General features: G+C 55.3%; 16 protein-coding genes and 1 tRNA gene. 5 read left to right on the plus strand and 12 right to left on the minus strand.

Going from position 1 to position 14,832, the window contains the following annotated elements; translation table 11 throughout:
* Positions 1–6 precede the first annotated feature (6 nt).
* Together petB and petA are read right to left on the minus strand one after the other, a co-directional pair.
* Complete coding sequence (petB, locus tag K3729_00970) at positions 7–1,344, minus strand: cytochrome b (protein UWQ99402.1); 1,338 nt, start codon at positions 1,342–1,344, stop codon at positions 7–9.
* Positions 1,345–1,356: 12 nt separating this feature from the next.
* Positions 1,357–1,914: a ubiquinol-cytochrome c reductase iron-sulfur subunit gene (petA, locus tag K3729_00975; GenBank protein UWQ99403.1), complete on the minus strand. Its 558-nt coding sequence runs from the start codon at positions 1,912–1,914 to the stop codon at positions 1,357–1,359.
* Positions 1,915–2,294: 380 nt separating this feature from the next.
* On the opposite strand from petA, the gene K3729_00980 reads away from it, so the two are divergent.
* Together K3729_00980 and K3729_00985 are read left to right on the plus strand one after the other, a co-directional pair.
* Entirely contained in the window at positions 2,295–2,945 is a 651-nt protein-coding gene (locus tag K3729_00980; protein UWQ99404.1) for a porin family protein, read from the plus strand.
* Between the two features lie 87 nt (positions 2,946–3,032).
* Positions 3,033–3,683 (plus strand): porin family protein, encoded by a 651-nt coding sequence (locus K3729_00985; protein ID UWQ99405.1) that lies wholly within the window; start codon positions 3,033–3,035, stop codon positions 3,681–3,683.
* Here K3729_00985 and K3729_00990 read toward each other — a convergent pair.
* From K3729_00990 to dapF, 5 genes are read right to left on the minus strand one after another with little or no spacing between them, the layout of a single operon-like run.
* Entirely contained in the window at positions 3,680–4,279 is a 600-nt protein-coding gene (locus K3729_00990; protein ID UWQ99406.1) for a glutathione S-transferase, read from the minus strand. The genes K3729_00985 and K3729_00990 overlap by 4 nt on opposite strands.
* A gap of 9 nt (positions 4,280–4,288) precedes the next feature.
* The gene (locus tag K3729_00995) at positions 4,289–4,912 is read right to left on the minus strand and encodes an FMN-binding negative transcriptional regulator (protein ID UWQ99407.1); all 624 of its coding nucleotides are present in this window, start codon (positions 4,910–4,912) and stop codon (positions 4,289–4,291) included.
* An 8-nt stretch (positions 4,913–4,920) separates the two neighbouring features.
* Positions 4,921–5,556: a glutathione S-transferase gene (locus tag K3729_01000; protein ID UWQ99408.1), complete on the minus strand. Its 636-nt coding sequence runs from the start codon at positions 5,554–5,556 to the stop codon at positions 4,921–4,923.
* Positions 5,557–5,609: 53 nt separating this feature from the next.
* Entirely contained in the window at positions 5,610–6,878 is a 1,269-nt protein-coding gene (mtaB, locus tag K3729_01005; GenBank protein UWR00893.1) for a tRNA (N(6)-L-threonylcarbamoyladenosine(37)-C(2))-methylthiotransferase MtaB, read from the minus strand.
* On the minus strand, positions 6,859–7,671 hold the full coding sequence (gene dapF / locus K3729_01010) for a diaminopimelate epimerase (protein ID UWQ99409.1): 813 nt from the start codon (positions 7,669–7,671) through the stop codon (positions 6,859–6,861). Before dapF ends, mtaB begins: the two co-directional genes overlap by 20 nt.
* A gap of 94 nt (positions 7,672–7,765) precedes the next feature.
* On the opposite strand from dapF, the gene K3729_01015 reads away from it, so the two are divergent.
* The 3 genes from K3729_01015 to aroC all read left to right on the plus strand — a co-directional run bounded on the left by K3729_01015 (position 7,766) and on the right by aroC (position 9,541).
* A tRNA-Lys gene (locus tag K3729_01015) sits at positions 7,766–7,841 on the plus strand.
* Positions 7,842–8,030: 189 nt separating this feature from the next.
* A complete protein-coding gene (locus K3729_01020; GenBank protein UWQ99410.1) occupies positions 8,031–8,318 on the plus strand; it encodes an SH3 domain-containing protein in 288 nt (95 codons plus the stop codon).
* A gap of 119 nt (positions 8,319–8,437) precedes the next feature.
* Positions 8,438–9,541: a chorismate synthase gene (gene aroC / locus K3729_01025; GenBank protein UWQ99411.1), complete on the plus strand. Its 1,104-nt coding sequence runs from the start codon at positions 8,438–8,440 to the stop codon at positions 9,539–9,541.
* A gap of 49 nt (positions 9,542–9,590) precedes the next feature.
* On the opposite strand, the gene K3729_01030 is transcribed toward aroC, so the two are convergent.
* From K3729_01030 to K3729_01050, 5 genes are all read right to left on the minus strand, one after another.
* A complete protein-coding gene (locus K3729_01030) occupies positions 9,591–10,457 on the minus strand; it encodes a DMT family transporter (protein ID UWQ99412.1) in 867 nt (288 codons plus the stop codon).
* A 70-nt stretch (positions 10,458–10,527) separates the two neighbouring features.
* Entirely contained in the window at positions 10,528–10,818 is a 291-nt protein-coding gene (locus K3729_01035; protein UWQ99413.1) for an HU family DNA-binding protein, read from the minus strand.
* A gap of 149 nt (positions 10,819–10,967) precedes the next feature.
* Positions 10,968–12,446, minus strand: coding sequence for an AMP nucleosidase (locus K3729_01040; protein ID UWR00894.1), 1,479 nt, complete (start codon positions 12,444–12,446; stop codon positions 10,968–10,970).
* 27 nt (positions 12,447–12,473) lie between these two features.
* Entirely contained in the window at positions 12,474–14,279 is a 1,806-nt protein-coding gene (locus K3729_01045; GenBank protein ID UWQ99414.1) for an adenine deaminase, read from the minus strand.
* A gap of 39 nt (positions 14,280–14,318) precedes the next feature.
* Positions 14,319–14,798, minus strand: a complete 480-nt coding sequence (locus K3729_01050; GenBank protein ID UWQ99415.1) for a tryptophan-rich sensory protein — start codon at positions 14,796–14,798, stop codon at positions 14,319–14,321.
* Positions 14,799–14,832: the final 34 nt, after the last annotated feature.

Raw genomic sequence — 14,832 nt, forward strand, 5'->3', positions numbered from 1 at the left:
CTTTCCTCACTCTGCCGGCTGTGTGGCACCATCAGTGCCTTTGGCCGGGTAGTGCGCGTTGAAGTCTTCTTCGATAGTCGCCGGTGGTGTGTCTGGCTTCTCGATCACGCCGAGCAATGGCAGGATAACGAGGAAGTAGGCAAACCAGTAAGTAGAGGCGATCAAAGAAATCCAGTCATACGGGAATTCAGCCGGACGCGCACCAACCCACATCAACAAGATGAAGTCGGCAACCAGCAGCGCGAACCACCATTTGAACATCGGACGGTACCGACCTGACCGGACAGAAGATGTGTCTAACCAAGGTGCCAGCGCCATGACAGCAATCGCACCAAACATCGCCAGAACACCGAAGAATTTCGCATCAATGATGCCAAAGCTCAGGAACTGAACAATCTGAACAACCCAAACGTCTGCAGTGAAGGCCCGCAGGATCGCGTAGAATGGCAAGAAGTACCATTCTGGAACGATGTGTGCAGGTGTCGCAAGCGGGTTCGCAGGGATGTAGTTGTCAGGGTGGCCCAAGTAGTTCGGCATGAAGCCAACGACCGCCATGAACACGACCAAGATCACAGCCAGCGCGAACAAATCTTTGATCACGAAGTATGGCCAGAATGGCAGCGTGTCTTTTTGTGCGTCTTCTTTTGATGTCCGACGTACCTCAACACCAGTTGGGTTGTTGTTGCCTGTCGTGTGGAACGCCCAGATGTGCAGGATCACGAGACCGGCAATGATGAACGGCATCAAATAGTGCAGTGAGAAGAAGCGGTTCAGCGCAGGTTGGCCAACGGCGCCAGCACCCAACAACCATGTCTGGATGCTTTCACCGATGAACGGGATCGCCCCAAACAGGCCTGTGATAACGGCGGTACCGTGGAACGACATCTGGCCCCATGGCAGAACGTAGCCCATGAACGCAGTCCCCATCATCAAAAGATAGATGAGCATACCGATGATCCATGTGACTTCACGTGGTGCCTTGTAAGACCCGTAGTAAAGTCCGCGGAAAATGTGGGCGTAAACAGCCACAAAGAACAGCGACGCGCCGTTCATGTGGAAATAACGGATCATATGTCCGCCATTCACGTCACGCATAATGTGTTCGATAGACGCAAACGCCATATCAACGTGTGGCGTGTAGTGCATAACCAGCACGATGCCGGTGATGATCTGCAGCGCCAATGTAAATGTCAGGACAATGCCCCAAATCCACATCCAGTTCAGGTTTTTCGGAGTCGGGATCATCAAAGTGCCGTGCAGCAAGCCTACAATTGGCAAGCGCTTATCAAGGCCCTTTTCGAATTCCGTCTTTGGTTCGTAATGGTCGTGGGGAATGCCGCCCATGGGTATCTCTCCTTAACCGAGTTGAATTGTTGTTTCGTCGATAAACGACGCGACGGGGACAGGCAGGTTGCGCGGTGCTGGACCCTTACGGATACGGCCAGCCGTATCGTAGTGAGAACCGTGGCACGGGCAGAACCAACCGCCGAAATCACCAGCATCGCCAAGCGGCACGCAACCAAGGTGTGTACACACACCCATCTGCACCAGCCATTGACCAGCTTCGTCCAAGGACCGGTTTTCGTCGGTCGCAGGCACTTCGCCAAGGTTGTCGTTGTTCGCTTCTGCATCAGGCAGATCGTCAACGCTGACCTCACGGGCCTCTGCGATTTCTTCTTCTGTGCGGTTCCGGATGAAAACCGGCTTACCCTGCCACAGCACAGTGATCTGTGTGCCGGGATCAATCGCGCTGATATCAACGCGGATAGAGGCCAAGGCCAAAACATCGGCAGAGGGGTTCATCTGATTGACCAGCGGCCAGACAGCAGCGCCTGTAACCACTGCGCCCGCACCAGCGGTGGCGTAGTAGATAAAGTCGCGGCGTGTGCCCTGGTGTTCGTCTGCATGTGACACGGGGTGCATCTCCGTTTTAATGTTGCGGACATTCCGCACGAATAGAGGTCGTTCCATAAAGGGCCGCCCATTGCGGCGGTGTTTAGACGGCAATTCCCTGCCAGTCCAGCGGACATTCGGGCGCAGCCTGTTATCTGATGTCTAAGTGTTACGCGTCGCTAACCCGTTAAACCTGCCATACTTTATTTTAGGACTATATCCTGCGTCTTATCAGCGCGACTCCCCCAGACCTGCGCAATCGTAAGCAAGAAAGCATAATTACTGATTCGATTCTCGGCGGAAACTAGCGAAGAGGTGAACAGATGTGGCGTTTTGGGTGGTTGAGCAGGGCAAAACAGGGGTCTATAGCGGAATCGAACCTGTAACGCTGGACCACCGCTATGACCGCCATCCGCCTTATTTCATTGTTGATCCCGCTTGTGGCTGCAAACACTGCTGCGGCCGAGGTTGAACTTAGCTTTTACGGCGGCATCCAAAACGCGCCTGCGTCTGATGTAACGATTGCAGGCGACGATGTGATTCCCGACGCGACTTTTGGCATTGATTGGGAAGGTCGATCATTTGATGCACCCGTCTACTATGGCATTCGTGTCACAAAATGGCAGAGCGCGTCGTTTGGTTACGGCGTCGATTTCGCACATAACAAAGTGTACCCGCAGGACGGCGAATTGCCGGCTGGGTATGATCGGTTGGAATTTACCGATGGTCTGAACACATTGACGGCAAATGCCTACTACCGCTGGCAAGACGCATTGGGCGAGATCACACCATATGTCGGGGGTGGTGTCGGGCTGTCTATCCCACATGTAGAGGTCCTGACCGCTGACAGCCGGACCCTTGGCTATCAGGTGACCGGTCCTGCCGCCACATTGATCGCCGGTGCAAGCATGCCAATTAATGATCAATGGTCGATTTTTGGCGAATACAAAGGCACTTACACGGTCAACGAAGGTGACTTGGATACGGGTGGAATAGTATCCAGCGACATCTTTACGAACGCGCTCAACGTTGGGGTGAGCTTCAACTTTTAATTAGCATCTCGCGCGAGTTTGATTTGCGCGATCAGGGGAAGCTGCGTAACCTTTTTGGTACGACGACTGCCAAAGGGATTCGTTTCTATGCTGCACCGGTCAATTTCGACCATTCTTTTCTGTTTTGCAGTGCCATCAGCGGCGCTTTCTGAAGTCGAAGTCAGCCTTTATCTGGGGAACCAGTCAGCGCCGCCATCCGACATCAACGTTACAGGTGACAGCGCGATTCCCGAACTTAGCTTTGAACAAAAGTGGGAAGGACAGTCGTTCAACTGGCCGATCTACGCAGGGTTCCGCGTCACAAACTGGCGCACGTCAGAATACGGCTACGGTCTGGACTATGCCCACAACAAGGTCAGACCACCGAACAGCGAATTGCCCGCGGGCTTTTCCGCGCTCGAATTCACTGACGGGCTGAACACTTGGACGATCAACGGGTACCGCCGCTGGCAAAACGCCGTCGGGGACGCCACACCTTATGTTGGCGCGGGTCTTGGCATTTCGGCTCCTGGGGTTGAAGTCCGCTACCAAGGGTCAGACACCTTTGAATACCAAATCACCGGCGTGGCCGCGACGTGGCTTGCAGGGGTGACCTATCCCGTGAACGACGAATGGTCGGTTTTTGGCGAATATAAAGGAACGTTCACGTCCAACGACGTGGATTTGGACGGTGGCGGATCGCTGACATCCGACATCTTTACCAACGCATTAAACGTCGGCGTCAGCTTTAGCTTTTAAGTCGCTGTCGCCTGCATCGACGGGCGCTCCACAAATGCGGCATGCCAAGCGGCCAAGTCGCCCTTACCGTCACGCCAGTTCCGCACATCGTGCCGTAAATCCACATAGGACAACGCACAAGCGACCGCGATATGGGACATATCCAGCGGGCCTGACAAATGGCTCATCCAGCGGTCATTGATAGACGCGATTGCACGGCTGGCCTTTTGCCATTGCGCTTCGACCCAATCAGCGGATTGTTCCGCTTCGGGACGCAAACGCACCTCGTAGGCCATAGAGACAGTCGTATCCATGATACCGTCTGCGGTGGCTTCTAACGTCAATGTTTCCCAAATCCGCGCAGCAGGATACATGCTGCCGTCGTTGGTATCGTTGAGGAACCGCGTGATGACGCGACTGTCAAACAACGTTGGGGCATCATCACGGACCAAAGCAGGGATTTTCCCAAGCGGGTTCGCCGCGATCACAGTCGCATCAGAGTTAAACGCTGTCGTGGCAACGGCTTGTTCCGGAACGACGTCTTCCAACCCCATCTCGCGGATCAACACACGTACTTTGCGCACATAGGGCGACGTCGGGGACATAATCAGTTTCATGTGGCTTCCTTAATTTTGCGGTGGATAACGCATCAGATGCGCAAGTGTTTGGGTGTCGATGCCTGTCGTTGATGTTTCGATCTTGTCAGCCGCGCGCAGGCGAACGTCGTCGGCCTTGTTCTGGCTTAGCTTCCATGTGCCGTTAATCGCGCTGACATGCAGATGGCACGGCACGATCTGGCGCATCATCTTGTCCAGCACGTCCGGCGTCATCTTTGTCGTCAACCAAGGCGGTTTTGGCGCAAGTTGATCTTCGAAATGCGCCGACTGCCGATCCAACATGTCGCGCATTGCATCCTGCGGGAGCCGTTCGAGCGCACCACGCAGGTGGACAGCAACATAGTTCCATGTCGGAACTTGATCTGGCACCTCATACCAATCGGGCGACACGTATCCATCAGCCGCTGTCACGGCAATGACGGCCTTTTGGGGAGTGTCCAGCAGGCGTAAGATCGGGTTTGACCGGACAAGATGCAGATCGGCGGTCACGCCATCCGGAGTCAGCGCAAAGGGAATATGCGACACCAGCGGACCATCGTCATGGTTCAACGCCAACACGCCAAATCCACGTTCCCGCGCAAAGGTGATGTTTTGGACATCGTCAGGTTTGCGGAAGGACGGGTTGGGATGCATAATCTGCCTTATGGAAAATAAGTAGGTTCAGCCCCCGGCACCCAGATGGGTCGCTTGACCATAATGGTGGCGAAGCTGTCCGAGGTTTCAAACGCTGTCAACCAACGGATCAGATGCGGCCAGTCTTGGGCATTGAACCAATCACGATCCGTATTCGCGAACTGACGCACGAAGGGAAGGATCGCGGTATCAGCCATTTTGGCCATATCACCAAAGAGATAGGTTTGACGTGCAAGCCGGTCGTTTAGGCCCATCAACACATCTGCGGCAGCGGCACGATCGGCAGATGCATCACGTTCAGGGAAGCGCACCGCGTATTTCGTGTGATCAAGCGCTTTTTTGAAAGTACCATCGTTGATGTCGATCATCGCGTGCCCTTCGGCAGGCATATCAAGCCAACCTTCCGGATCATTCTTGCGCAACGCCCACATCATCACGTCGCGCGATTCGTCTATGACCGTCCCGTTGTCATTCAAGACAGGTACAGTCGCTTTTGGGCTGACCGTTGTCATTTCGGCCGGTTTATCCTTGAGAAGAATGTCGCGCAGATCGACCGTCACACCGGAATAGAGAACCGCAAGGCGTGCTCGCATGGCATAGGGGCAGCGGCGAAAAGACCAAAGGATCGGTGTTTGGGGCGTCATGCGGGAGCCTCCGGCGGGGAAATAGAGTACGTCAAAGAAGCGGGTTGCGGCGTTTATGCCGTCAGCTGAGTGGCTGTGGCACCGGTGATTGCAGTGGTTACGATCTGGGATTCAGGTTGGTCGGTGTCGAAGGTAACTTCGGCAAATTGCTGGGTCCGGCCCATGCGGGGATTTTCCATCAGAATGTGATGGGTTTGACCGATTTGGGCCTTCAGGTGATTCTGCACTTGGGTCTCACCTGCAGCGCGAAGCTGGGCGGCGCGCGCTTTGATCAGTTTACCGTTTACTGCCGGCATACGCGCAGCAGGCGTTCCTTCACGTGCGGAATAGGGAAAGACGTGCAGCCAAGTAAGATTACAGTCCTTCACCAATGCCAGTGAATTGGCAAACATCGCGTCGGTTTCGGTCGGAAAGCCCGCGATGATATCCGCGCCGTAGGTCATATCAGGGCGCAGTTTGCTGGCTTGTTCAGTGAATGCGATTGCATCGTCACGCAGGTGCCGCCGTTTCATCCGCTTCAGGATCATGTCGTCGCCATGCTGAAGCGACAGATGAAGGTGCGGCATCAGACGCGGTTCGGTCGCAATGGCCTGCATGAGGTTTTCGTCCACCTCGATGCTATCGATGGAACTGATCCGTAGACGCGGCAGGTCAGGCACCAATTTGAGGATTCGCATGACCAGATCGCCAAGCTTTGGTTCCGATGGCAGGTCAGCCCCCCACGACGTCAGGTCGACGCCGGTCAAGACGACTTCGTTGTAGCCCTTTTGCACAAGCCGTTTGATCTGGTCGACCACGACGCCCGCTGGCACCGATCGCGAATTACCGCGGCCGTAAGGAATGATGCAAAACGTGCAGCGGTGGTCGCACCCGTTTTGGACTTGCACGTAAGCGCGGCTGCGAGTGCCGAAACCGTCGATCAGGTGACCTGCGGTTTCTGTCACGGACATGATGTCGTCGACCTGCACAGGTTCGGTCGCCCCGATCAGGTCAGGGGCCATCTGGACCCATGTGTCAGGGTTCATCTTTTCGGTATTGCCGAGGACGACGTCGACTTCACCCATATCCGAAAACGTCTTGGGTTCAGTCTGCGCTGCACATCCGGTCACGATGATCTTTGCATCCGGATTGGCGCGGCGTTGCTTACGAATGTCTTGCTTGGCCTTGCGCACCGCCTCTGCCGTCACCGCACAAGTGTTCACGATGATCGCATCAGATACGCCCGCTTGGGTCGCCAGATCTTTCATCGCCTCGGTTTCATAGGCGTTCAACCGACACCCGTGATTCGAAAAAATCGGAGCTTTAGCCATGCCAGACACCATCAAACACATGGGCCGTCGGGCCAGTCATCCAAACGCCATCATCCCGCCAGTCAATCTGTAGCGTACCACCATCCAGATCAATCTGTACCTTACGCCCAGTCAAACCACGGCGGACGGCAGCCACAGCAGTCGCACAGGATGACGACCCAGACGCAAGTGTCACTCCAACGCCACGTTCCCACACCCGCATGCGGATATGATCAGGGCCGATGAGACTGGCGAACTGTACGTTTGTGCGCTGCGGATAAAGCGGATGATGTTCCATCTCGGCACCGCGCGCCTCAAGGTCAATAGAATCAGCGTCCTCTACAAAGAACGTACAATGTGGGTTACCCATCCCGGTGGCCGTTGGCGCACCGTCAATCGGCAAAGATAGCGTGTCCATCTCATGCGCCAGCGGCACTTCATCCCAGTTCAGTTGCGGGTGCCCCATATTCACGGACGCCATGCCATCCACATCGACGGCCTGAAGCGTGCCGCGTTCGGTGGTTAAGGTCACGGAATCGGCCCCGGAATTGTCCATCATGTGTCTGGCAATACAACGGGTTGCGTTCCCACATGCGCCAGCTTGTGATCCGTCGGCATTCCAAAACGTCAAATGAACGTCTGCACCAGGCGAATCACTAAGAACAGCGAGCTGGTCATAGCCCACCCCACGATGGCGATCCGCGATAGCAATTGCCAAGGCAGCATCAACGCGCGGGGTGATTCCCCGTTCATCAACAACAACAAAGTCATTTCCCAGTCCATGCATCTTCATAAACGGGATTCTGGTCACATTTTTCTGGCTCATACAGGCGCATATAGACAAGGTTTGTGATCTTATCCAGATGCGCGCAAATTTGGGGTTGACGCTGTCGGCCGGTATTCCTAGAAGCGCCCCCAGTGGGCCGTTAGCTCAGTTGGTAGAGCAACTGACTTTTAATCAGTAGGTCGATGGTTCGAACCCATCACGGCTCACCACTTTCCCTCCTTAGCTTTATCTACCAAAGGCTGATGCATTGCTGGGATTGTGGGTCGTATGATTGCGACACTTGGTATGATTCGGCCGTATCATCGAAACTTTCATCGCTTTTGGCTGTCATTGCTTTTACAAATCAAAGCAGTGCAAGTCCCGCGCACGACATTGAAAACCAATCCTTAGGCTACATCATGCGTCCATCGCTTATCCTTGTTTTTCTTGCTGCCACCCTTTTGTCCGCGTGCGGTGGTTTAGGGCGTGATCGAACAACCGTCGTTGGTGTCGGTACAGACGATCTGCTGAAGCTGCGGTCGGGACCGGGGCTTGGGTTTGCTGTGGTATTGGGGTTGCCGGATGGGACCGATCTTGTGCGCCGCGACTGTGTTACCGAAGTGGGTCAATTGTGGTGCGAAGTGGCGCTTGCCGATGCGCCACGCGTTTCCGGATATGTGTCTGCGGATTACTTGGACCGGCGATAAAGCCACTACGGCGGATCGATTTACGCCACACCAGCGGGGAAACCCAACACCCCATACATTTGTGCCCCTTTCCTGCACCTGCCGATTGCCCTATTCGGGACCAAACGAAGGGGACATTCATGTCGATCAACAGCTTTGGCCATCTTTTCCGGTTCACCACATGGGGCGAAAGCCATGGGCCTGCGTTAGGGGCAACGGTCGATGGCTGCCCTCCCGGTGTGAAACTCGAAGCGCCAATGATCCAGCAATGGATGGATAAACGCCGCCCCGGTTTGAACAAAAACACCACCCAGCGCCAAGAAGCGGACGAAGTCAAAATTCTGTCCGGCGTTTTTGATGGCGTCACGACGGGCACCCCGATCCAGTTGATGATCGAAAACACAGATCAGCGGTCCAAAGACTACGGCGATATCGCGAATACGTTCCGACCCGGTCACGCGGATATCACGTACCACCAGAAATACGGTGTGCGGGATTATCGGGGCGGTGGACGGTCGTCGGCGCGTGAAACCGCGTCGCGGGTTGCTGCTGGTGGTGTCGCGCGTGAAGCGATCAAAGCGATTGCCCCCAATGTCGAAATTCGCGGTTACATGACCCAGATGGGTGCCAAACAGATTGATCGGTCCAAACTGGACTGGAGCCAGATCGACAAGAACGATTTCTTTTGCCCAGACGCAGATGCAGCGGCGGAATGGAACGACTATCTGGCGTGGCTGCGCAAAGACGACCACAATTCCGTCGGTGCGATTATCGAAGTCGTCGCGCGCGGCGTTCCTGCAGGGATTGGCGCACCGATCTATGGTAAGCTCGATACCGATCTCGCGGCTGCGATGATGTCTATCAACGCTGTGAAAGGCGTGGAAATTGGCGAGGGCATGGCCGCAGCAGCGCTCACAGGGCGCGACAACGCTGATGAGATTTTTATGGGCCAAGGCGGTCCAGAGTATTCGTCAAACCACGCTGGCGGCATTTTGGGTGGAATCAGCACCGGCCAGGATATCGTGGTTCGGTTCGCCGTAAAGCCAACGTCGTCGATCCTGAGCCCACGGAAATCAATCCGCATGGATGGCACACCAACCGAAGTGATCACTAAGGGGCGGCACGACCCATGCGTTGGTATCCGTGCGGTGCCTGTGGGTGAAGCCATGATGGCTTGTGTCATTTTGGATCACCTGCTGTTGGATCGCGGTCAAACAGGCGGTGTGCGCGGCCAGATCGGTTAATTGGGGGCCAGCCCCCAAACCCCCGAGATATTTTTGACCAAAAGAAGGATTAGGCTGGTTGTTTGCTCAATTGTACGGCCAGAATACCTCCTGCTATGATCACCACGCCCAAAACGTCGAGCAGACCAATGGTTTCGCCGAGCAGGGCCGCCGCAATTGCAACCCCCAAGAACGGGTTGAGGAAGTGGAACGTTGACGCTTTGACAGCGCCGATGCGCCCGACAAGCACGAACCAAACCCACGTTGCCAATAATCCGGGCACGATTGTTGTGTAGATAAAGGCCACGATCAGTTGCCAATTCCATGTCACATCGAAGGTTTCGAACGCGAGTGCGGGGACCCAAAGCATAGCACTGCCCACAAGCATTTGCAGGCCAACAATCATCAGCACATTGCCGCCTGAAGCAGCCCCAAGCACAGCAAGCGTCGCGATTGTCAGGGACACGACCCCGATCAAGCACAGGACGAGGCCGTAAAGGTCAACGCCACCTGTGATCCGTGCGCCCATGATGACGACGACACCGATTACACCGGCGATAAGGCCGGCAATACCCAGTGCTTTGATTTTCTGCCCTAGGAAGAGCCAGCCGACCAAGGCCACAAGCAGCGGCATGGTTGACGCGATGATGGCAGCCAGCGACGCGGCGATCGTCTGCATCGCCACGAAGTTCAGTCCAAGGTACAACGCGTTCTGGCAAACACCGAAAACGACGACGCCAACCCATTGTTGGCGCGATAAACGCATGTTCTGGCCAAGTGCGGCGGCGATAAGCACCCCGAGCGTGCCCGACACAAGGAACCGAAAGGCAAGCGCAGTCAACGGCGGCGCGTATTCCACGATCACGCGAGCAGACGTAAATGCGGAAGACCACATCGCCGCGAAAGCAAGGCCCATCAGAATTGCGCGTATGTCCATGTTACCTCACAAACGAAAAAGGGCCGCCATTTCGGCGACCCTTTCCCAATCTTGCAAGATGCGCAACGACTTAGTCGTTTACGGAATCTTTCAGCGCTTTCGCGATTGTCATTTTGACAACCTTGTCTGCGTCTTTCTTGATTTGCTCACCAGTGGCTGGGTTGCGAACCATACGCTCTGGACGTTCGCGGCAATAGATTTTGCCAACGCCTGGAAGTGTCACAGCGCCGCCGCCGGATACTTCTTTCGTGATGATGGAAACGATCCCATCAAGCGCGCCTGTCGCGCCTTTTTTGTCCAAGCCGGTTTCTTCGGCGATCGCAGCTACCAGCTGCGCTTTTGTCATAGGCTTAGTGGCCATGGTTCAGTCTCCCTCGTTTTATACTTTAACAACCCATAGGGTCCCCTACCGTCTGAGTGAACGGTATATGGTGGCTATCCACTACAATTTGTGTGTCCTGCGCAAGGAAAATAACGCGTTTTCCACTGTTTTTTGCAGGTTTTGCGCCTTTAGAGGAACGCTGTTTCCTCAAAGCTGCGTAATTTACGGCTGTGAATGCGTTCTAGCGGCATATCACGCAAGCCTTCCATCGCCCTGATTCCGATCATCAGGTGACGAGCCACCTGTGTTTTATAGAAATCAGACGCCATTCCGGGCAACTTCAGTTCCCCGTGTAGCGGCTTATCCGACACACACAAGAGCGTACCATACGGCACCCTGAACCGAAAACCGTTCGCCGCGATGGTCGCGCTTTCCATATCTAGCGCAATCGCTCGTGACTGCGACAGCCGTTGCACTGGGCCCGCTTGTTCGCGCAATTCCCAGTTCCGGTTGTCGATGGTGGCAACGGTACCGGTCCGCATAATTTTCTTCAGTTCGTAGCCTTTCAGCTTGGTCACGTCGGCCACAGCCGTTTCCAACGCAATCTGAATTTCGGCCAACGCAGGGATCGGGACCCAAACGGGCAGATCATCGTCCAAAACGTGATCTTCACGCAGGTACGCATGAGCCAACACAAAATCACCTAGGCTTTGCGAATTGCGCAGCCCAGCGCAGTGACCCACCATCAACCACGCGTGGGGGCGCAGAACCGCGATATGGTCAGTCGCCGTTTTCGCATTTGATGGACCGACACCGATATTGACCAACGTAATGCCACCGCCGCCTTCACGTTTGAGGTGATACGTTGGCATTTGCGGCAGTTTCGCAGGCGCATGCAACGGTGCATCTGCATCAGTGATTTCCACGTTGCCGGTACTGACAAAACTTGTGTAGCCGCTATCTGGATCAGCTAGCATTTGACGCGCGTAACCTTCGAATTCCTCTACATAGAACTGATAGTTCGTGAATAGAATATGGTTCTGGAAATGCTCTGCTGCGGTGGCTGTATAATGCTGCAAACGCGCCAACGAATAATCCACGCGCTGCGCTGTGAATGGCGCCAATGGTGCGGACCCGTCTGGGTACTGGAACCCTGCCCCGTTCACGATGTTATCGTGGGTCGTACTGAGATCCGGCACATCGAATACGTCGCGCAATGCGAAATCCATCGACCCTTCTTGCGGAACAGTCATCGTGGAATCGTTCGCCACGGCAAAGTGAACCGGCATCTCTGTGTCGGAACAACCGATCACAACCGACACTCCGTGGTTTTCGATCAACAGACCGATCTGTTGCTCAAGATAATGCTGAAACAGATCGGGACGGGTCACTGTCGTGCTATATTCACCCGGCTCTGCGACGTGGCCGAAGGACAGGCGGCTGTCCGCCTTTGTGTAGCTTGTCGTCGTCAGGCGGATTTCAGGGTAAAACGCGCGGTATTTATGCGCAGGCGTCTTGCCAGACACCGCTTCAGCAAAGTGTCCACAAAGGAACTGCGTCGCTGTGCGGTAGATTTCATTCAGGCGGGCGACGGCTGCTGCCGGATCGGTAAAGCTTTCAGGGGCTGGCACATCGGGTGTCAGCAAGGTGCGTGTATTTTCATTCATCATACGATTATCTTCACTTATTCTTATTTATTTTTCGTTTTCATCTTCAAACAGCGACGTCATTTCAAACTTGGTCACATCGACCAAACCCAAATCAGAAATGCGTAACGCGGGGATGACCACCAACGCGAGAAGCGAATGCTGCATATAGGCATTGTTCAGCGTACATCCACATGCGGCCATCGCTGCGACCATTTGATCGGCGTTTGCAGCCACTTCCGCTGCGGGTCTGTCTGACATCAATCCGGCAATAGGCAATTCGATCAATGCGATTTCCTTGCCGTCTTTCCAGACAGTTACGCCGCCGCCAACTTCACCCAGACGGTTCGCCGCCTGCGCCATGCAAGCGCGGTCTGTGCCGACCACAATCATGTGATGGCTATCATGGGCGACGGTCGACGCGATTGCCATGTCGCCTGTGTAGCCAAAGCCGGACACAAAGCCGTTGACCACATCACCCGTCGCGCGATGCCGTTCGACAAGCGCGATTTGGCAAGTTTTGCCTTCACCCTGCACCACACCCTCTACGACGGGCAGGTCAGCGGTCAAGGCCTCTGTTGGCGCTTGGTTTTCGACGACGCCGATGACCTTGGCGGACACGGTGTTTTTGCCCGCAGGCGCTGCGATCTCAAAATCAGCGGCGGCAAGCGTCTTGCCCATATGCACCGTCTGGCGCGCCTTTTCAGGCCACGCGTAATGCGGGCAATCGACGGTGATCTTGCCTGCCTCTGCCACCTTCACCCCGCGTGCGTAAACCACATCAATCGGCAGTGTCTTCAAATCAGACGTCAGAATGACATCGGCCCTGCGACCCGGTGCAATCGACCCGAGTTCACGTTCCAAGCCAAAGTGTGTCGCCGTGTTGATCGTCGCCATTTGCAACGCAATCACAGGATCACACCCGCACTCAATCGCATGACGCACAACGCGGTTCATGTGGCCGTCGTTGACCAAGGTTCCGGCCATGCAATCATCTGTGCACAGAATGAAGTTGCGTGGATCAAGCCCCTTTTCCGTCACAGCAGTGATCTGGCTTTCGACGTCATACCACGCAGAGCCAAGCCGCATCATCGATTTCATCCCAAGCCGGACACGGGCAATCGCATCTACTTCGGCGGTTCCTTCATGGTCATCGGCGGCACCGCCCGCGACATAGGCGCTAAACGGGATACCCTTGTCAGGTGATGCGTAATGGCCACCCACAGTCTTGCCCGCGTTCATTGTCGCGGCCATTTCAGCCAGCATCTGCGGATCGCCGTTGATCACACCCGGGAAATTCATCATCTCCCCAAGTCCGATGATACCCGGCCAAGCCATCGCTTCAGCCACATCATCCGCGGAAATCTCAAAACCTGTTGTTTCCAGACCGGGGGCGGACGGGGCGCAGGACGGCATCTGTGTGTAGATGTTCACGGGTTGCATCAGCGCTTCGTCATGCATCATCCGCACGCCTTCCAGCCCCAAGACGTTCGCGATTTCATGCGGGTCGGTGAACATCGTTGTCGTGCCATGCGGGATGACGGCTGCGGCAAATTCAGCGGGCGTCAGCATACCGGATTCGATATGCATGTGACCGTCGCAAAGACCGGGAATCAGGTAACGTCCGGCAGCGTCCACAACGTCCGTATCAGGGCCGATGCAATGCGATGCATCAGGGCCGACATAGGCAAAGCGGCCTTCGACGATGGCGACCTGCCAGCCGTCCAGAATTTCGCGGGATTGTACGTTTACAAGGCGACCGCCTTGGATCACCAGATCAGCATGTTCGCGACCAGCGGCGACTGCAACCAAACGGGGGGCGGTTTCAGCCCAAGACTTAATGTGTTGTTCCATCCCCAATGGTTTCACCGTTTTGAGGAAGGCGCAAGAGGTCTAGAGCTTCGCAATGTCCAACGGTTTTTGGTCAGGGTTCAGCTGAACCATTTTCAGGTTCAGTGCCGCCGCAATTGTCACCCAAACCATGTAGGGCACAAAGGCCATGCCTGCCCAGAAATCGACTTGAAAGTGCGTGATGAGACAGCCCAATACCGCCAACCAAAGCGCTGCCATGATCGGCAAGGATTTCTTCAAGGCGCGCAACCCGAAGAACACAGGCGTCCACAGTGTATTGAACGCGATCTGCAGGGCCCAAAAAGCAAGCGCAATTTGCGATCCTTCGATGCCAGCAACGCGTGCGCCCGCAAAAGCGATCAACAGATAAATCGACGTCCATGCGACGGGAAATACCCAGTTGGGCGGCACCCAGGTTGGTTTGTTCAGCTGCTTGTACCATTCCCCAGTTGGAAACAGCGCACCTGTGGCGGCGGCCCCGAATGTCGCGAGGAGGAAAATGACGAAGTAAACGAAGTCCATGGATCAGCCCTTTGTTACGGGTCGCATCTGCATA

This window comes from Rhodobacteraceae bacterium S2214 (assembly GCA_025141675.1).
Lineage (GTDB): Bacteria > Pseudomonadota > Alphaproteobacteria > Rhodobacterales > Rhodobacteraceae > Yoonia.